The organism is Mesorhizobium sp. M2C.T.Ca.TU.002.02.1.1 (assembly GCF_003997225.1).
Window position 1 is genome coordinate 1 of sequence record NZ_RZTO01000033.1, and the last position, 16,661, is coordinate 16,661.

Genomic DNA, 16,661 nt, shown 5'->3' on the forward strand with positions numbered 1-16,661 from the left:
TGGTTGGACCCCTTGCCGCCCGGACCCATGTCGAAATCGGTGCCGAGCATGGTTTCGCCGAAAATGGGCAGCTTGGGCGCCCGCATGGTGAGCCCCACCGCGAAGCTGCCGACGATGGTTATCTTTGGCTTGGTCATCCGCATTCCCGTTTCAGGATGTCATGGCGCGCGCGAGGATCGCCGTCTCGTTGATGGCCTGGCCGGTGAGGTCGCCCGACACGCGGCCGTCGCGCAGCACAAGCACGCGTTCTGCATTCATGATCAACTCCGGTATCTCCGAGGAGATCATGACGATCGCCATGCCTTCGCCGGCGATGCCGCGCAGGATCGAGTAGATCTCCGCCTTGGCGCCGACATCGATGCCGCGCGTCGGCTCGTGCAGCACCAGCACGCGTGGATTGGTGACGAGGCTGCGGCCGAGGATGATCTTCTGCTGGTTGCCGCCCGAAAGCGTTCCCAGCTTCTGGCCGAGATGTGAAATCCGCGCGTCGAGCCGCGCGACCTGGGCGCGGGCCTCGCGTTTCACGGCGCCGCGCCGCACGAAGCCGGCCAGCGAAAAGCGCGGCAGCGAGGCGGAGACGACATTGTCGGCCACGCTCATCCGCAGAAGGCCGCCGGAACCGCGCCGGTCGGCCGGAACGAAGGACATGCCGAGGCGGATCGCGGCGAGCGGATCGGCGCCGCGCAAGTCCTTGCCGTCGATCGTGACCTTGCCACGCCGGGCGCAGAGCCCGAAAAGCGCGTCGCCAAGCGCGTCCTTGCCGGAATCGGGAAGCCCGCCGATGCCGAGAATCTCGCCGGCGCGCACGCTGAAGGAAACATCCTCCAGCCCCGCCGCCTCGAGGTTCTCGACCTTCAGCACGGCGTCGTCGCCTTCAGGCCTGGGCTCGGCCTGAAGCGACCATTGCAGGGCGGCACCAAGGTCGCGGCCGACCATGGCCCGGATGAGCTGGTCCTCGGACAGGCCCTCATTGTCCATCGTCACGATCGTGCGGCCGTCGCGCATCACCGTGACGCGGTCGGCGATATCCAGCACCTCGCGCAGATGGTGCGACACGTAGATGACGGTCACGCCCTCGGCGCGAAGCTGCCTGACGACCTCGAACAGCCTTTCGCTTTCGCGTTTGGAAAGCGCCGAGTTCGGCTCGTCCAGCACGAGCACGCGGGCGTTCTGGCGGATGGCGCCGGCGATCTCGACCAGTTGCATCTCGGCGACCGACAGGCGGCCGACCTTGGTGTCGGGGTCGAGGCCGCCCATGCCGAGCCGGGTGAGCGCTGCGCGCGCCTTGCGCCGCATCATGTCGCGCGGCAGCAGCGAAACGGCCGAGCGTGCCGCCATGTCCGACATCATGATGTTTTCGGCCACGCTCATCGTCGGGCAGAGCGCCAGCTCCTGATAGACGACGGTGATGCCGTGGGCGCGGCTGTCGAGCGGAGAGGATAGTTTCACCTCCTGGCCGTCGACCAGCAGCTTGCCGCCGTCGGGGCGCAGGTCCCCGGCCAGGATGTTCATCAGGGTCGACTTGCCGGCGCCGTTCTCGCCGATTACGGCGTGAACCTCGCCGGCCCGGAAGCCGACGGAGATACGGTCAAGCGCGAGCACGCCGGGGAACCGCTTGGTTACTCCGGCGATCTCGACGATGTTTGCGAGGGATGGGGCGGCCGTCATCGAGCTGGCTCGACGGGCCGGCGGAACCTGTGGCCCGCCAGTCCGTCACGCTGGCGTTGTTACTTCTTGGCCACCTCGGCGATGTTCTCCTTGGTGTAGACGCCGACGCCGGTGTCGAGGTTCTCGATCGTCTGCCCCTTGAGGAACTGGACGAGGAGGTCGACCGCGGCGAAGCCCTGCTTTTCCGGAGCCTGGTCGATCGTGGCCTGCACGTCGCCGCTCTGCACGAGCTGCACGGTCTGGTCGAGCAGGTCGAAGCCGACCACCTTCACCTTGTCGGCCGCCTTGTTGCGCTCGACCCAGGTACCGGCGGCGGGAGTGGAGCAGCATTCCAGCGACAGGACGCCGGAGATCGACGGGTTCGCCAGCATGGCGTTCTCGATCGCCGAATAGATCTTCTGCGGATCGGTGCCGGTGTTCAGCGTGCTGACCACCTCGATGCCGGGCTCGGCCTTCAGCGCCTCGCGCGCGCCTTTCTCACGGTCGAGCGACCACTGGGCGGCGGCGTCGATGGTGGTGATCATCACCTTGCCCTTGCCGCCGAGGACCTTGGCCATCAGCTTGCCGGCCTCGCGGCCCGACTGCACGAGGTCCTGGCCGGCGAAAGCCAGGCGCTTGCTTTCGGGATTGTCGGTGTTGAAGGTGACGACCGGGATACCGGCGGCGATCACCTTGTCGATCAGCGGCGCCAGCGCGTCGGTCGACACCGACGAAATCGCCAGGCCGTCCATCTTGCCCATCAGCGTCTCGATCTCACTGATCTGGCCATCGGCGTCGGCGCCGACCGGGCCGATGAACTGCGCGTTGACCTTGTCCGAGGTGGCTGCGCGCTGGACGCCGGCCTTCATGAACGGCGCGAACTCGTTCGAGACGTCATGGTAGGAGACGTAGATGTCGAGCGGCTGGCCGGCGGCGATCTTGGCCTTGATGCGCTCGGCGAGCGAGAAATCGGCGAGCTTGGCCTCGGCATGCGCGAGCGCCGGCAGCAGGCTGAGCGCCGCCGCGAGAATGACGTGTCTGATTTTCATGGATAGTCCTCCCTTTTTGTTTGGCTTGATTGCCCCTCACACCGCGCGGCGCGTCGTCCATTTGTCGATGCCGACGGCGATGATGATGACGAGGCCGATCATCAGCTCCTGCACGAAGGGCGACACGCCCATCAGCACAAGGCCGTTGCGCATCACGCCGATGATCAGCACGCCGAGTATGGTTCCAAGGATGGTGCCTTCGCCGCCCGACAGCGAGGCGCCGCCGACAATGGTCGCGGCAATGACGTCGAGCTCCAGCCCGAGGCCGGTGCGGCCGGCCTGTCCGCTCGGCAGGAAGGCGAGGCTGAGGATACCCGCGAAGGCGGCGAGCAACCCCATCAGCACGAAGGCCCAGATCTTCACGGTGTTGACGGAAATGCCCGACACGCGCGCCGCCTTGGCGCTGCCGCCCACGGCATACACCCTGAAACCGAAGTTCGAGTAGGAAAGCACCAGCCAAGCCAGTACGGCGATGATGGCGAAGAACACGAGCTGCATCGGAATGATGCTGAACAGATAGCCCTGCCCCATGAAGCTGAAGGTCTCGAGAACGTCGGGAAGCGCGCCGTTGCGCGCGTTGACGGTGACGGGCTGGCCGTTGGTCAGGATGAGCGCGGCGCCGCGGACGATGCTGAGCATGCCGAGCGTGGCGATGAGCGAGGGCAGGCGGCCGTAGGTCGACAGGATACCGTTGATGATGCCGATGACGACGCCGGCGAAGAGGCCGACCGCGAGTGCCGGCAACAACCCCCAGCCAGCGACGATCAGCATGCCGGTGGCAAGCCCGGAAAAAGCGTAGGTCGATCCGACGGAGAGATCCACCTCGCCGGAGATCAGCACGAACGTCATGCCGACCGCCATGATCCCGAGCAGCGAGACCTGGCGGCCGATGTTCAAGAGGTTCAGCGAGGTGAGGAAGCCGTCGGTCGCGAAGGTCAGGAACAAGCAGATCACGACCAGCGCGATGAACACGCCAGCCTCACGGACCCGCAAGAGTCGCGACAATTCAAACCGGCCTGCGGCTGCCGCGCGCGCGCCGCTCCTGACCGTATCGGCCATCCCATTCCTCCCTCGACGGCGGCGCAACGGCTGCAGCCGTCCGTCGCTGTTCTTCATCTTCCCATCGATCCGTGGCCTGGGCCCAAGCCCGGGTCGATGTCCTCGGAGCCGGGCTCGTACCCGGTCGTGCTCGCTCAGGAGGCCTGCTGGAAAGACCCGGCGGGCACCTTGCGCAATTGTTCGTAGTTGCCGTATTCGCGTACCTTCTTGAAGGGCGCGTTCTCGACCGCGTTGTAGGAGCAGATATAGCCCCAGCGATACGTGTCGGAGCGGTTGGCGTCCGAGCGGTGCAGCAGGTTGCCGTCGAAGACCAGGGCGTCGCCCGCCTCCATCTCGACATAGACGTGCTCGAAGCGCTTCAGGGCAGCTTCCAGGTGCTCCTGCTCGACATTGGTCTGGTCGTTCTCGCGGATGTGGTTGAGGCGGCCGAGCTTGTGCGTGCCCTTGAGCACCTGAAGGCAGCCGTTTTCACGCGTCGCCTTGTCGAGCGCGACGTAGATGCTCATCATTTCCGGCGCCAGGCAGCCGTAATTGTACCAGTAGCCGAAGTCCTGGTGCCATTCCCATGCGCCGCCTTCGTTAGGCTGCTTCATGGTCATCTTGTGGCTGTAGAGGTAGATCGGCTTGCCGACGGCATCCTCGGCCAGATCGACCATCCGCTCGTCGCGCGCCAGCAGGCCGTATTTGTCGTCCTCGGCCTTGGTCCACATCTTCAAGAGCGTGGTCTTGCCTTCCCTGTCGCCCTTGGACATCACGCCGCCCTTGCTCTGCTCCTCTTCGAGCTGCTTGCGGGCGTGGTCGCGGAAGTTGGCGACTTCGCCGGCGCCCAGCAGGCCACGGCGGATGATGTAGCCGTCGCGCGCGTAGAGCTCCGCTTCATGTCTGGTCATCGCGAGCATCAGTATCCTCCCTGGAACCCCAAAGCGTCCCGCGATGCGGCGCGGGCGCCCCTGAACCTCTTTGAAGGCCCGGTCCCGATCCGTTTCCGGCCGGCATTCCCAGGCTCGTTAGGAGAAATTAGTCCATCCGCCAGGGAACAAAATGGACAAAGGGAACGCATTTTTTGTATAAAACGCGCATGAAAAAAAGAACGTCCGTCATCGAGAGTTTCCACTATGTGCCGGCTCCGTCCTGGACCCGCGCCGCGTTCAGCGTGCTGCGCGCCGGAAAGGTCGCCGCCGGACCCGATTATCGGATAGAACGCGCCGTCTATCCCGGACAGGACATCCTCTACTGCCTGGCCGGCGCCGGCTATGTCGAAACGCTTGGGCAAAGGATCGACGTCGGGCCTGGCCAACTGGTCTGGATGGCGAACGAGGCGCCGCACGTCCATTCCGCCGATCCCCGGGATCCCTGGACGGTCCTTTGGTTCAGGCTGGACGGGCCGGAGCCCGCCATCCTGCGGCGCAAGCTGTTCGGAGACGGCGCGCCGCGCGCCATCTTCGCCGAGGGAGCAAATCCGGTCCCTTGGTTCGAGCGCCTGTTTGCCGCGCTGCGCCGCCGCGACGCCAGCCTCGACCTGCGCCTTTCGCAACTGGTTGCCGAATTCCTGCTCCTGATCGATCGCGCGTTGGCGGGACCGGATAGCGACGACCTGCCGAAACCGCTCGCCTCCGGTATCGAAGCGATGCGCGGGGCGCTCGGTTTTGCATGGAACGCGTCGGCCCTGTCGGCCGTCACCGGGCTCGGGCCGTCGCAGACCCGGCGGATGTTTCAGCGCCATCTTCGCACCAGCCCGCATCAGTGGCTGATGCGCGAGCGGTTGATGCACGCGCAGTCACTGCTGGTGCAGGACGACCAGCCGATCGCCGAGATCGCCGAGACATGCGGCTTTTGCGACGTCTATCATTTCGGCCGCGAATTCAAGCGATCGGTTGGCATTTCGCCTTCGGCCTGGCGGCGCAGTGAACTGGGTGTCGCATCGAAGCGCTGAGCAGGTTCCGCGAAGGCGTCGCACGGCCTTCCGGCAAGAACCTGCGACAAGGTGCGTTGAACTGATTGGAGCGCCGCGCGCTACCCGTTGACGAAGCGCGGCGCTGGTCCTAGAAGGACTGCCAGACTTCCGTGGTGATTTGGCCGGTCGGCTTGCAGCCACGTTAAACAACTCGCTAAAGGGCCGTTTGCAACCTGTAACCGGCTTTGCGACGGCAATGCCGGTTTTTTGTTGTCCGCGGCCGGCCGGACACCGCATCGGGATGAAACCGCTGCGGCACAGGATCGAGGACGGACATGGCCGCTCAGCGCGCTGCAAGAACCAAAGACGAGGTCGACCATCCGTCGAGCCCGGTGCTGCGGTTCGGGCCCGACAAGCCGCTGAAGCTCGACGCCGGCACCCTGCTCTCGCCTTTCCAGATCGCCTACCAGACATACGGCACGCTCAACGATGCGCGCTCCAACGCCATCCTCGTCTGCCACGCGCTGACCGGCGACCAGCACGTCGCCAACACCAATCCGGTGACCGGCAAGCCGGGCTGGTGGGAGGTGCTGATCGGCCCCGGCAAGATCATCGACACCAACCGCTTCTTCGTCATCTGCTCCAACGTCGTCGGCGGCTGCCTCGGCTCGACCGGCCCGGCCTCGACCAATCCGGCGACCGGCAAGCCTTATGGGCTCGACCTGCCGATCATCACCATCCGCGACATGGTGCGCGCGCAGGCGATGCTCATCGACCATTTCGGCATCGAAAAGCTGTTTTGCGTGCTTGGCGGCTCGATGGGCGGCATGCAGGTGCTGGAATGGGCCGCAAGCTATCCGGAGCGCGTGTTCTGCGCCCTGCCGATCGCCACCGGCGCCCGCCATTCCTCGCAGAACATCGCCTTCCACGAGGTCGGCCGGCAGGCCGTCATGGCCGATCCGGACTGGCATGGCGGCAAATATCTCGATTTCGGCAAGCGCCCGGAAAAGGGGCTGGCCGTCGCGCGTATGGCCGCCCACATCACCTATCTTTCGGAAGCAGCGCTCCACCGCAAGTTCGGCCGCAATCTGCAGGACCGGGAGGCGTTGACCTTCGGCTTCGACGCCGATTTCCAGATCGAGAGCTATCTGCGCCACCAGGGCATGACCTTCGTCGACCGCTTCGACGCCAATTCCTACCTCTATCTGACCCGCGCGATGGACTATTTCGACCTTGCCGCCGATCACGGCGGCCGCCTCGCCGATGCCTTCGCCGGCACCAAGACGCGCTTTTGCCTGGTCTCCTTCACCAGCGACTGGCTGTTCCCGACCGAGGAGAGCCGCTCGATCGTGCATGCCTTGAACGCGGCGGGCGCTTCGGTCTCCTTCGTCGAGATCGAGACCGACCGCGGCCATGACGCCTTCCTGCTCGACGAGCCGGAGCTGTTCGCGGCCATCAACGGCTTCATCGCCTCCGCTGCCCGTGCGAGGGGGCTCAGCGTATGACCCCGAAGAGCCGCAGACCTTTCGGACCGGGATCATGCGCCATGCAGGAGGCGAGGCCATGAGCGTCAATCGCGCCCAGCGTGTCGACCTGGAGGTCGTCGCCGATCTTATTCCGGCCAATTCGCGCGTGCTCGATGTCGGCTCCGGCGACGGCCTGCTCCTGGAACTGTTGCAGGAAACCAAGCAGGTCGACGGCCGCGGGTTGGAACTGTCGCAGCGCGGCGTCAACGAATGCGTGGCGCGCGGGCTCTCGGTCATCCAGGGCGACGCCGACACGGATCTGAAATTCTACGCCGACAAGGGCTTCGACTTCGTCGTGCTCTCGCAGACGCTGCAGGCGACGCGCAACCCGAAGGTCGTGCTCGACGAGCTGCTTCGGATCGGCAACCGCGCCATCGTCTCCTTCCCCAATTTCGGCCATTGGCGCGTGCGCTTCTCGCTGCTGATCAAGGGCAGGATGCCGGTCACCAAGGACCTGCCCTATTCCTGGTACGACACGCCCAACATCCACTTCTGCACCATCCGCGACTTCGTCAACCTGTGCGACGAGCTTGGCGCGACCGTCGAGAAGGCAACCGCGCTCGACGCCAACGGCCAGAAGATCGGCCTGTCGATGCCCTGGTGGTTCTGGAACTTCTTCGGCCAGCAGGCGGTGTTTTTGCTGAAGCGCTGAGGCTGGCCCCGCTCCGGACTTTTTGATAAGCCTCGCGCCGGGTGGGGTGGAACAAGATGGCGGAACGGCGAACCTATTCGGTCGTCCTCGAGATGGAGAATGCGAACTTCATCGACTGGGACGAAGTCAGCGTCGGGTTGAACGCTCTCGCGCGCGAGATTGCCTCGGTTTCCGAAGCAGGCTTGGCCAGACCCACGGTCATCATATCGCATACCGGACAACCATCCGACGGCGATGTGCTGCGCGGCAGCTTCGAGGCCGAAGCGCCTCGCTTGGGCCAGGTCGCCGATCTGGTCTTCGCGGCCTGTGCGGGTGGCCGCTACTACGATCTCAAGAACAATGGTGTCCTTTTGACCGAAGCCGACATCGTGGTTTTCGTCGACTCGGATTCGGTTGCCGAACCAGGTTGGCTTTCAGGCTTGTTGACACCCTTCAAACGGCCGGAAACCGTCTGCGTGAACGGCTACACCTATCTTTTGCACGACGACTTCTTCTCGCGGACCTTTGCCCTGCTCTGGTTCTTCCCTCTGGCCGAAGGGGATAAGAAGTTTGCCGCCAAACGCGCGCTGAACGCCAACAACATCGCCTTCCGGCGGACATGGATCGCCAGCCATCCATTTCCGCGACACAACGGCTTCAAGGTTTCCTGCACGCTGACGATGCACGAGCTTTGGCGCGAGGGGCACAAAATCGTCAACACCGATGCCCGCGCCTACCACTATTCGCCGCGGGGCTGGCGGTTCTTCTTTTGGCGCGCGCTGGTGACCGGCAGGGACGCCGATCGGAAGTTCGTCGAGCTTCACGCGCCTGGCAGGGTTCAGCGTATCGTCAAATCATTCACGCGTTGGGGAACGATGTCGTGGCGCACGCTGCGGCGCATGGTGAATCTGGCGCCGCAGACCGGCATGCCGGTCTGGCAAATTCCCTTCGCCGTGATCGTCGGCCTGACGTTCTATACTTTGGCGTTTTTCGGTCATTTCAGCCTGGCGTCAGGGCTCGTTCGCGACGAGCCTGAACTCGTGCCCGACTATGTCGTGCACAGTTAGCGTAACTCCGGGAACGACGCGTCGTCTCTGTTAGCCAAGTACATCCGTAGCCTTGTGCGGATGCTCGACGCCGTCGACGAAGATCACGTCGGACAACGAATTCCCGGTGCGCAGCGAAAGGATCGCCTGATAGGCCGGTGAATTGTACCAGTCCCGCGCATGCTGCCTGTCCGGGAACTCGATGACGATCAGGTGCCCGGGCCAGCTGTTCTCGACAACCTCGACATCGCCGCCATGGACGATGAAACGCCCGCCGAACGGCGCCAGCGTGGCATCTATCTTCTCAAGATACTCGACGATCCAGGGACCCGGCGTGACTTGGCGCATATGGGCAGCTGCGTAAGCGGTCATGGTCTGCTCCTTGATGGATCGAAGCCGATCGGCCGGCCTCGCGGAGATCACCATGCGGGAACCAGGTAGTTCGGTCGATTACCTTGGACGTCATCGGGACAAGCCGTTCCCCGCCCCTTGCTGACGGACCGTCAAGTCGACGGAGAGCCAATTGTGTTGCCATCAAACCGCAATGTTGCGGAAAAGCCGCCAGTTTCGGCATTTCTCGGCTGGCCTGGCGTGACACAAAGGTGGCTTTTTTGTAGCGTCGGCCGCAAATCAAAGGTGGACACGAAGATAGCCATCAGACCCATCCGACAAATGCTAGATTCGACCGGTGGTGGCAGCCCGATGTCGAGCCAGGATGTTCCGCTGATCTCAGTGATCACGCCGACCCACAATCGGCGCAGCCAGGTCGTGCGCGCGGTGGAAAGCGTCCTGGCGCAGACACTTACCCGATTCGAGCATATTGTCGTCGACGACGGTTCGACCGACGGGACGGCCGCCGCGCTCGCCGAAATCCGCGACCCGAGGCTGATCTATGTCGGCGCCAAATGGCGCGGCGCCAACGCCGCGCGCAATGCGGGCATCGAGCGCGCGCGGGCGCCGGTGGTGACCTTCCTCGATTCGGACGACGTCTATCTGCCCGACCGGCTGGAGCGGACGCTGGCGCGCTTCGACCAGAACCCTTCGCTCGAAGTCCTCATCAGTTCGTTCGTCTCGCTCAAGGGCAGCCGCAGCACCAAATGCATCAACCGCGCGGCCTTTCTGGACAAAAGCACGCTGCAGCGCGCTCTGGTCTCGCAGACTATCTTCATCGCCGGCTCGGCGATCACCGCGAGGCACGAATCGCTGCTCGCGATCGGCGGCTACGACAGCGACATCACGCGCATGCAGGATCGCGAGCTTCTGCTGCGTTTCGCCCGCCGCAGCGGCGCCCTGCTGTCCGAGGACATAGACTGGAAGAAGTACAATTCGGAGAACTCGATCTCCGGCCGGCGCGACGGCTATGTCGCGGCCTATGCCAACCTGATCGACAAGCACCCTTACATCGCCGACCGCTATCCCGATATCCCGCCCTATATGATCGCTCGCCAGATCATCGCCGACACGTTGAAGGGCCGGCTGCAGCAGGCCTTTTCCGGCTATCTCGCGAATCGCTCGTCCAAGGCGCTCGGCTATTCGCTGCCACAGCTCTTGCGCGGCTATGTCGTCGGCCGCCGCTGGCGGCGCGACTGCTACGACGAGTTCCGCGCCAAATACGGCGCCCGGGCGGTTTGACCGCCTTCCAATGCATGTCGCCCAGAAGTGCGCAGCGGTTCTGGGACAACCACATGCATCAAAACAAAGACTTGAAGCGCGCCGCCTGAATCCGTTTCAGCGCGACGCGCTTTAAGCTTCAGTGGATTCCTTCTTGCGGCGCGGCGCCGCGGGTGGCGGTTCGATCGCGCCGGCCCTGACGCGCGCGGGTTTCAGCGCCGGCGCGCCGGAATCCTTGACGATGTTCAGCGAGCGCGGAAAAAACTGGGTGTTGTGCTGACCGCGCCCGATATTGATGATCGCTGTTTCGGGCAGACGCTTCTGCAGCATGGCCAGCACCCGTCGCAGCGTCGGGCCGTCGAACGCATCGAGCGCTTCGTCCATGATCACCCATTTCGGCTTGCGCAAGGCGAGCCTGGCGAAAGCCAGCACCCGCTGTTCGTCATCGCCGAGCTCACGTTCCCACCGCCCGGGATGGTCGAGGGCGGTTGCCAGCCGATCGAGGCCGACCTCGCCAAGCACCGCCGCGATCTCGGCATCGCTCGCCGGGGCCTCGCCGTTCGGATGGTCGAGGACCTCGCGCAACGTGCCGGCCGGGAAATAGGGCACGCGGGGCACGAAGATGGGCGTCTCGCCGGCCGGCAGGCCGATCCGGCCGCTTCCCCATGGCCACAGGCCGGCAATGGCGCGGAAGAACAATGTCTTGCCGGCGCCCGGCTCGCCGGTGATCATGACGCGCTCGCCGGCGTGGATTTCGACATCGGTCTGGGCAAGCCTGGTGCAGCCTTCCGGCGAACCCACTTCGAGCTTGTCGAAGGTCAGGCTGCCATTGGCGTTTTCAACGAACTGGATGCGTTTTTCCGTGTCGTGCAGCGCATCGGTTTCGGTGAGCGCGATACGGAAATCGGCCACACGCATCAGCGTCGCGCGCCAGTCGGCGATGCTGCCGATATTGTTGATGAACCAGCGGAGCGACGAGTGGACCTGGTTGAAAGCGCCGACCGCCATCATCAGCCCGCCGAACGAGATGTCGCCGGAAAAATAGACCGGCGAAGCCACCAGGATGGGCGCCACCACCGTTATCCAGCCATAGGTGTCGGTCACCCAGGACAGGTTGATCTGCGCGGTGAAGATGCGCCGCATGGCGCCCAGCACCGTGCCGAGGTCGAGCTCCAGCCGGCGTTGGGCGTCGGGCTCGCCATGGTAGAGCGCGATCGCATCGACATTCTCGTTGACCCGCACCATGGAGGAGCGCAGTTCCGCTTCGCGGGTATAGCGCTCGCTGTTGAGGCTGATCAGCGGACGCCCGACCAGCCAGCTCAGCCAGGAGGCGATGCCGGCATAGAGGAACGCCGCCCAGACCATGTAGCCCGGTATCGCCAGCGAATAGCCGCCGATGTGGAACACGAAGCCCGAAGACAGCTGCCACAGCACGCCGATGAAGGAGACGAGCAGGATGAAGGACTGCAGCAGGCCGACGCCGAGGTCCGTCGACAGGTCCGACAAGTGGGCGGCATCCTGCTGCATGCGCTGGTCGGGATTGACGCCGATGGCGCCTGCATTGGCCAGCCGGAACGCCCGCGCCGGGCGCATCCACTGATCGATCAGGTCGAGCGTCAGCGCCTCGCGCAACCGCAGGCGGATCATCTGGTTGAGCCAGGTCTGGCCGATATTGAGCACCAGAAGTCCGCCGGCGATCATCGCGAAGACCAGAAGCTGGTGCAGGAAGTCGGCCATGTCGCGCCGCGCCAGCGCATCGTAGAAAGGCTGGTTCCAGCGATTGAGCAGGACCTGTCCGATCGAGGTGGCGACGATGACCGCGACGATGCCGATCGAGACCCAGGCAAGTTGCCTGCGCACCGGCGAGGATTTCAGCCCCAGCTTGATCGTCGCCACCTGGTCGGCGAGGCTGCTTGCCTCGACCGAGACGGTGGGTTTTTGCGGGCCCGGCTTTTTGTCGATCTGGTTGTCCATAAAGGATATTCCTGGTTTCCGCGGCGGTCACGAACACCGCGCCAAGCGAGCATGCTTAGATCGGGCACGCCTCAGATAGGGTGATGATCGCTGCGCGATGCAAGGCGCGGCAGCGATCACGAACGCGTCACTTGGCGGGGCGCGCGTTCGGTCGCGTGCCGGCCAAGCCGCGTTGCCCCCTGCGGCGAGAAGACCGGAACGAAGACACGGCGAGAGGCGCGCTGCGCGACCGGCACGCCCTGATAGAGCCGTTTCTGCGCCTCGACGACGATGACGCCGGAAAAGATCGGCCAGAACCGCCGGCCGGCCTTCTCCAATACATTGTGGAACCGCATCATGAAACGCCGCGGCGACGGCGGGAAGAACAGTGCATCGCTCCATGTCGCCGGGGTGAAGTTCGCCTCGCGCAGCAACTCGGTCAGCTGGCCGCGCGAGAACGGCCGGCCGTTGCCGAAGGGCGTGTGCTCGAAGCGCGCCCACACGCCGCGCCGGTTGGGCACGACGATGACCACGCGGCCGGCCGGCGACAGCACGCGCCAGATCTCGTTCAGCGTCTCGCGCGGGTTTTCGGCATGTTCGAGAGAGTGCACCAGGAGCACGCGATCGATGCAGGAATCGACCAGCGGCAGTTCCTCGTCGAAGACCAGCGCCGTCGCCGCCGGCCCGGTCGCCGGCCACACCACCGCGCCCTGCGTCGCCGGCATGAAGGCGAAGACGCGCTCGGCATCGGTGCCGAAGCGTTCCAGCCAGGGCAGCGTGTAACCGAGGCCGACCAGCCGCTCGTTGGGCACGGTTGCCCATATCGACGACAACGCCATGGTGATCGAGCGCTCGGCCAGGCGGCCGAGCGTGGTCGAGTAGAAGGAGCGCAGATCGACGATATCCGAATGCATGCGCGGGACGGTAGCCGTGAAGCCTGCCAAGTTCAACAAAGGCGCCCGGTTCGACAAACCCGCCAGGTTCAACACATTCGCAGGTTCAACAAACGCGGATGACATCGGCGCCCGCCCGCCCTATGTGTGCGGCGACAAATGGAGACAAGCGATGCCGGTCGAAATCGAGCAGTTCATGTGCCGCACCGACAATTTCGGCGTGCTGGTCCACGATCCGGAAAGCGGCGAGACGGCCATCATCGACGCGCCGGAAGAGGCGCCGATCCTGGCGGCGATCAAGCGCACCGGCTGGACGCCGACATTGATCCTCACCACGCATCATCATGCCGACCATGTCGAAGCCAATCTGGCGCTGAAGGAGCGCTTCAAATTGCGCATCGTCGGCCCGGAGGCCGAGAAGGCGAAAATCCCCGGCATCGACGAAACCGTGAAGCAAGGCTCGGTCGTGCGACTCGGCGATGAGAGGATCGAGGTCATCGAGACGCCCGGCCATACCGCCGGCCACGTCTCCTATCATTTGCCGGCCTCGAAGGTGGCCTTCACCGCCGACACGCTGTTTGCGCTGGGTTGCGGCCGGCTGTTCGAATGCAAGCCGCCGGTGATGTATGACTCGCTGAAGAAGCTGGCGGCGCTGCCGGCGCAAACCGCCATCTATTGCGGCCACGAGTACACTTTGGCCAATGCCCGCTTCGCGGTGACGGTCGACCCGGACAATCCGCTGCTGAAGCAGCGCGCGGCCAGGATCGAAGCGCTGCGCGCCGCTAACAAGCCGACGCTGCCGACGACCATCGGCGAGGAATTGTCGACCAACCCGTTCCTGCGCGGGCACGACCCGTCGATCCGCAAGCATCTTGGCATGGAGAGAGCCTCGGACGCCGAGGTGTTCGCCGAGATCCGCAAGCGCAAGGATAATTTTTGAGCCTGCTTGAATGACCACCAGCGCCGCCGAGATGATCGCAACGCTAGGCCTCAAGCCGCATCCCGAGGGCGGCTGGTATGCCGAGACCTTTCGCGACGCCGCGGGCGGCCCGCGCGGCCATTCGACCGCGATCTATTTCCTGCTTGAGCAAGGCCAGCTCTCGGCCTGGCACCGGGTGAGGGACGCGGCCGAGGTCTGGCACTTTTATGCCGGCGCGCCGCTGGCGCTGTCGATGCATGAGGAAGGCGCCGGCGTGGTCATCGAGCAGGTGCTGGGCACGGCCCTCGCCGCCGGCGAACGGCCGCAGATCGTCGTGCCGGCCGGCTGGTGGCAATCGGCGCGCAGCCTCGGCGAATGGACGCTGGTCGGCTGCACGGTGGCGCCGGGCTTCGATTTCGCCGCCTTCGAGCTGGCCGAGCCTGGCTGGCAGCCGAAAACATGATCCGACTGCCGGATCTAGATTAATCTATGAAATATTGCATCGGGTCGTCACCACGGTGCCAGTGCAGACCAGCCTTACCGAGCGTGGCGTTCATGTCTACCGCACACAGGCACAGGTCAAGATCATGCCAATCCTTCCCCTCCGGCCACGGCACGAAAGGATTCTTGGTCTGCCAAATGAGCTTATCTTCGCCCCCGACCAATGCTGCGAGGTCGCGCGGTGTGGTGTATTCCCGGCCATTTCCGACGACAGAATTGCACATACCTATTCGACCTGTGTCCAGGATAGCGACAACGAACTTATAACAAGGACCTTAAGCGTTTATCTGCCTTTTGACCCTAACCCGACAAGAACCCCAGCGTGATGGCCAGCTGGGCAGCATAGTAAAGCACCCAGACCGCATGGCGCATCCAGACGCGATGCGGCGAGATCGCCGCGAGCAGGAAGCGCTCGGTTGCCAGGAGCCCGTCCGAAGCGATGAAGAGCACCGCGCCGGCAATCACCCAGACCTTGTCCGTGGTGAGCGCCGAAATGCCCATAGCGAGGATTGCCGCGACATAGACCGCGACCGGGATGCGCAGTTGCGGGCCGACGCGGCGCCAGAGCGCGGCAAGCATGACGATGCTGAACACGGCCATGGCGAGAGCAATCGCGTCTCGCCAGAACTCGGCGCTCAGCAGTTGGAGCCCGCCGCCTGCCTGCGCGAACAGCGCGACATAGGCGATGTGGCCGGCGAGAAAGCTCGCCAGCCCGCCTAGAAAGGCCTTTTCGCCGTCGCGCGACAGAAAGGCATCGCCGGCCGCGCTGAGTGCCAGCGCCGCGACGAGCAGCAACGGGCCGCCCTGCATGGCGGCAAGCACGGCCAGCAAGGCCACGGCAAGCGTCTTCGCCGCCGTGCGCGTCCATTTCGGCGGCATGTCGAGCGCAAAGGCGTAGATCACGGCCGCGACAAAGGAAAACAAAAGCGTCGCGTTGGCGTGGGCCTCGATGCCGCCCGGGAACGGCATCATGCGTTGACCTCTTTGGCCGCCGGCTTGTGCATCAGCAACGACTTTGCCGCGAGCGCGGCACCCCCCGTGATGAGCATGCAGGCCGCGAGGATGCGCAACGACGGCTCGGCGACGCCGGCGGCGATCAGCACCAGCGTCGACAACAGCGGCGCCGCATAGCTCGCGGCGCCCAGCACCTGGATGTTGCCGCGCTTGACGCCGATGTCCCAGGCATAGAAGGCAGCACCCACCGGCATCAGGCCGAGCCCGATGACGGCCAGCCACTGTCCAGGGCCATCCGGCAGCACCGTCTTCTCAAGCAGGAAATGGCAGACCAGCGACAGCACCGACGTCGCCGCGCAGAACCAGGTGACGGTGGAGGTCGGCACCGAGGGGAAGCGCCGCGACAGAAGTGAATAGGACGACCACAAAAGCGCGCAGACGGCGGCCATCGCGTAGCCGAAGGCGTAACGCGCGTCGAAGGCCAGCCCGCCGCCCTTGGTGACGATCAGGACCGTGCCGGCAAGGCCGAGCAGCGCGCCGACGACATGGTTCCAGGCGAGCCGCTCGCCCGGCATCAGCGCCGAGCCGAGCACGATCAGCAGCGGCCACAGATAGGCGATCAGGCTTGCCTCGACCGCCGGCGCGCTGCGCAGCGCCGTGAAGTAGAAGAAGTGGTAGCCGAACAGCCCGGCTATGCCGATCACCCAGACCTGTGGCGGGATTTTCTGGCTCCTGTCGGCGGCCGGCATCACCAGCCGGGCGGCGAGCCCGACGCAGGTGCCGATGGCGAAGGTGATGGCCGACAGCAGGAACGGCGGCACTTGGCCCGAGGCATTGGTGAGCAGCGCCAGCAGCGCCCACATGGCGACCGCCGAAAACCCGATCAGTGTTGCGCGCGCCATATCTCCCCCGCCGGCGCGAGGTGGCGCCTGACCTAATTCACCGCTTCGAACCGTCCGGCGCTGATGGTCAATGGAC

Annotated in this window: 16 protein-coding genes and 1 riboswitch; of the genes, 7 read left to right on the forward strand and 9 right to left on the reverse strand. The window is 64.8% G+C overall.

Features of this window, described 5'->3' with window-relative positions; translation table 11 throughout:
• Positions 1-150: 150 nt before the first annotated feature.
• The 4 genes from EOD07_RS03300 to EOD07_RS03315 form a co-directional block, all read right to left on the reverse strand.
• Positions 151-1,668 carry a sugar ABC transporter ATP-binding protein gene (locus EOD07_RS03300; RefSeq protein WP_127233948.1) on the reverse strand — a complete coding sequence of 506 codons (1,518 nt, stop codon included), beginning with the start codon at positions 1,666-1,668 and terminating at the stop codon, positions 151-153.
• Positions 1,669-1,727: 59 nt separating this feature from the next.
• Positions 1,728-2,696 carry a sugar ABC transporter substrate-binding protein gene (locus EOD07_RS03305; protein ID WP_073987919.1) on the reverse strand — a complete coding sequence of 323 codons (969 nt, stop codon included), beginning with the start codon at positions 2,694-2,696 and terminating at the stop codon, positions 1,728-1,730.
• A 36-nt stretch (positions 2,697-2,732) separates the two neighbouring features.
• Entirely contained in the window at positions 2,733-3,755 is a 1,023-nt protein-coding gene (locus tag EOD07_RS03310) for an ABC transporter permease (protein ID WP_127233949.1), read from the reverse strand.
• Between the two features lie 134 nt (positions 3,756-3,889).
• Positions 3,890-4,654 carry a phytanoyl-CoA dioxygenase family protein gene (locus tag EOD07_RS03315; RefSeq protein WP_127233950.1) on the reverse strand — a complete coding sequence of 255 codons (765 nt, stop codon included), beginning with the start codon at positions 4,652-4,654 and terminating at the stop codon, positions 3,890-3,892.
• Between the two features lie 179 nt (positions 4,655-4,833).
• On the opposite strand from EOD07_RS03315, the gene EOD07_RS03320 reads away from it, so the two are divergent.
• From EOD07_RS03320 to EOD07_RS03335, 4 genes are all read left to right on the forward strand, one after another.
• A complete protein-coding gene (locus EOD07_RS03320) occupies positions 4,834-5,688 on the forward strand; it encodes an AraC family transcriptional regulator (RefSeq protein ID WP_073987921.1) in 855 nt (284 codons plus the stop codon).
• 121 nt (positions 5,689-5,809) lie between these two features.
• A riboswitch (SAM riboswitch) is annotated at positions 5,810-5,887 on the forward strand.
• 97 nt (positions 5,888-5,984) lie between these two features.
• On the forward strand, positions 5,985-7,154 hold the full coding sequence (locus tag EOD07_RS03325; RefSeq protein WP_041000320.1) for a homoserine O-acetyltransferase: 1,170 nt from the start codon (positions 5,985-5,987) through the stop codon (positions 7,152-7,154).
• A 58-nt stretch (positions 7,155-7,212) separates the two neighbouring features.
• Complete coding sequence (gene metW / locus EOD07_RS03330; protein WP_041011284.1) at positions 7,213-7,827, forward strand: methionine biosynthesis protein MetW; 615 nt, start codon at positions 7,213-7,215, stop codon at positions 7,825-7,827.
• A 92-nt stretch (positions 7,828-7,919) separates the two neighbouring features.
• Positions 7,920-8,873, forward strand: a complete 954-nt coding sequence (locus tag EOD07_RS03335; protein ID WP_245469807.1) for a glycosyltransferase — start codon at positions 7,920-7,922, stop codon at positions 8,871-8,873.
• A 30-nt stretch (positions 8,874-8,903) separates the two neighbouring features.
• Here EOD07_RS03335 and EOD07_RS03340 read toward each other — a convergent pair whose 3' ends face one another.
• A complete protein-coding gene (locus EOD07_RS03340; protein ID WP_041011397.1) occupies positions 8,904-9,224 on the reverse strand; it encodes a DUF1330 domain-containing protein in 321 nt (106 codons plus the stop codon).
• A 330-nt stretch (positions 9,225-9,554) separates the two neighbouring features.
• On the opposite strand from EOD07_RS03340, the gene EOD07_RS03345 reads away from it, so the two are divergent.
• Complete coding sequence (locus EOD07_RS03345; RefSeq protein WP_127233952.1) at positions 9,555-10,484, forward strand: glycosyltransferase family A protein; 930 nt, start codon at positions 9,555-9,557, stop codon at positions 10,482-10,484.
• 111 nt (positions 10,485-10,595) lie between these two features.
• Here the strand turns inward: EOD07_RS03345 and EOD07_RS03350 are convergent, their stop codons facing one another.
• Both EOD07_RS03350 and EOD07_RS03355 read right to left on the reverse strand, forming a co-directional pair.
• The gene (locus tag EOD07_RS03350) at positions 10,596-12,437 is read right to left on the reverse strand and encodes an ABC transporter ATP-binding protein/permease (protein ID WP_127233953.1); all 1,842 of its coding nucleotides are present in this window, start codon (positions 12,435-12,437) and stop codon (positions 10,596-10,598) included.
• Between the two features lie 116 nt (positions 12,438-12,553).
• On the reverse strand, positions 12,554-13,330 hold the full coding sequence (locus tag EOD07_RS03355; protein ID WP_073987925.1) for a methyltransferase domain-containing protein: 777 nt from the start codon (positions 13,328-13,330) through the stop codon (positions 12,554-12,556).
• 151 nt (positions 13,331-13,481) lie between these two features.
• On the opposite strand from EOD07_RS03355, the gene gloB reads away from it, so the two are divergent.
• Together gloB and EOD07_RS03365 are read left to right on the forward strand one after the other, a co-directional pair.
• Positions 13,482-14,249, forward strand: a complete 768-nt coding sequence (gene gloB, locus EOD07_RS03360) for a hydroxyacylglutathione hydrolase (RefSeq protein WP_127233954.1) — start codon at positions 13,482-13,484, stop codon at positions 14,247-14,249.
• Positions 14,250-14,259: 10 nt separating this feature from the next.
• Positions 14,260-14,691 carry a cupin domain-containing protein gene (locus EOD07_RS03365; RefSeq protein ID WP_127233955.1) on the forward strand — a complete coding sequence of 144 codons (432 nt, stop codon included), beginning with the start codon at positions 14,260-14,262 and terminating at the stop codon, positions 14,689-14,691.
• 338 nt (positions 14,692-15,029) lie between these two features.
• Here EOD07_RS03365 and EOD07_RS03375 read toward each other — a convergent pair whose 3' ends face one another.
• Together EOD07_RS03375 and EOD07_RS03380 are read right to left on the reverse strand one after the other, a co-directional pair.
• Positions 15,030-15,701: a lysoplasmalogenase family protein gene (locus EOD07_RS03375; RefSeq protein WP_127233957.1), complete on the reverse strand. Its 672-nt coding sequence runs from the start codon at positions 15,699-15,701 to the stop codon at positions 15,030-15,032.
• A complete protein-coding gene (locus EOD07_RS03380; RefSeq protein ID WP_127233958.1) occupies positions 15,698-16,585 on the reverse strand; it encodes an EamA family transporter in 888 nt (295 codons plus the stop codon). Before EOD07_RS03380 ends, EOD07_RS03375 begins: the two co-directional genes overlap by 4 nt.
• Positions 16,586-16,661: the final 76 nt, after the last annotated feature.

Coding starts and splice junctions, on each gene's coding strand:
- EOD07_RS03325 (WP_041000320.1), top strand. CDS start 5,985: ATGGCCGCTCAGCGCGCTGCAAGAACCAAAGACGAGGTCGACCATCCG.
- EOD07_RS03335 (WP_245469807.1), top strand. CDS start 7,920: ATGGAGAATGCGAACTTCATCGACTGGGACGAAGTCAGCGTCGGGTTG.
- EOD07_RS03340 (WP_041011397.1), bottom strand. CDS start 9,224: ATGACCGCTTACGCAGCTGCCCATATGCGCCAAGTCACGCCGGGTCCC.
- EOD07_RS03365 (WP_127233955.1), top strand. CDS start 14,260: ATGACCACCAGCGCCGCCGAGATGATCGCAACGCTAGGCCTCAAGCCG.
- EOD07_RS03350 (WP_127233953.1), bottom strand. CDS start 12,437: ATGGACAACCAGATCGACAAAAAGCCGGGCCCGCAAAAACCCACCGTC.
- EOD07_RS03355 (WP_073987925.1), bottom strand. CDS start 13,330: ATGCATTCGGATATCGTCGATCTGCGCTCCTTCTACTCGACCACGCTC.
- metW (WP_041011284.1), top strand. CDS start 7,213: ATGAGCGTCAATCGCGCCCAGCGTGTCGACCTGGAGGTCGTCGCCGAT.
- EOD07_RS03305 (WP_073987919.1), bottom strand. CDS start 2,696: ATGAAAATCAGACACGTCATTCTCGCGGCGGCGCTCAGCCTGCTGCCG.
- EOD07_RS03375 (WP_127233957.1), bottom strand. CDS start 15,701: ATGATGCCGTTCCCGGGCGGCATCGAGGCCCACGCCAACGCGACGCTT.
- EOD07_RS03300 (WP_127233948.1), bottom strand. CDS start 1,668: ATGACGGCCGCCCCATCCCTCGCAAACATCGTCGAGATCGCCGGAGTA.
- EOD07_RS03310 (WP_127233949.1), bottom strand. CDS start 3,755: ATGGCCGATACGGTCAGGAGCGGCGCGCGCGCGGCAGCCGCAGGCCGG.
- EOD07_RS03315 (WP_127233950.1), bottom strand. CDS start 4,654: ATGCTCGCGATGACCAGACATGAAGCGGAGCTCTACGCGCGCGACGGC.
- EOD07_RS03380 (WP_127233958.1), bottom strand. CDS start 16,585: ATGGCGCGCGCAACACTGATCGGGTTTTCGGCGGTCGCCATGTGGGCG.
- EOD07_RS03320 (WP_073987921.1), top strand. CDS start 4,834: ATGAAAAAAAGAACGTCCGTCATCGAGAGTTTCCACTATGTGCCGGCT.
- gloB (WP_127233954.1), top strand. CDS start 13,482: ATGCCGGTCGAAATCGAGCAGTTCATGTGCCGCACCGACAATTTCGGC.
- EOD07_RS03345 (WP_127233952.1), top strand. CDS start 9,555: ATGTCGAGCCAGGATGTTCCGCTGATCTCAGTGATCACGCCGACCCAC.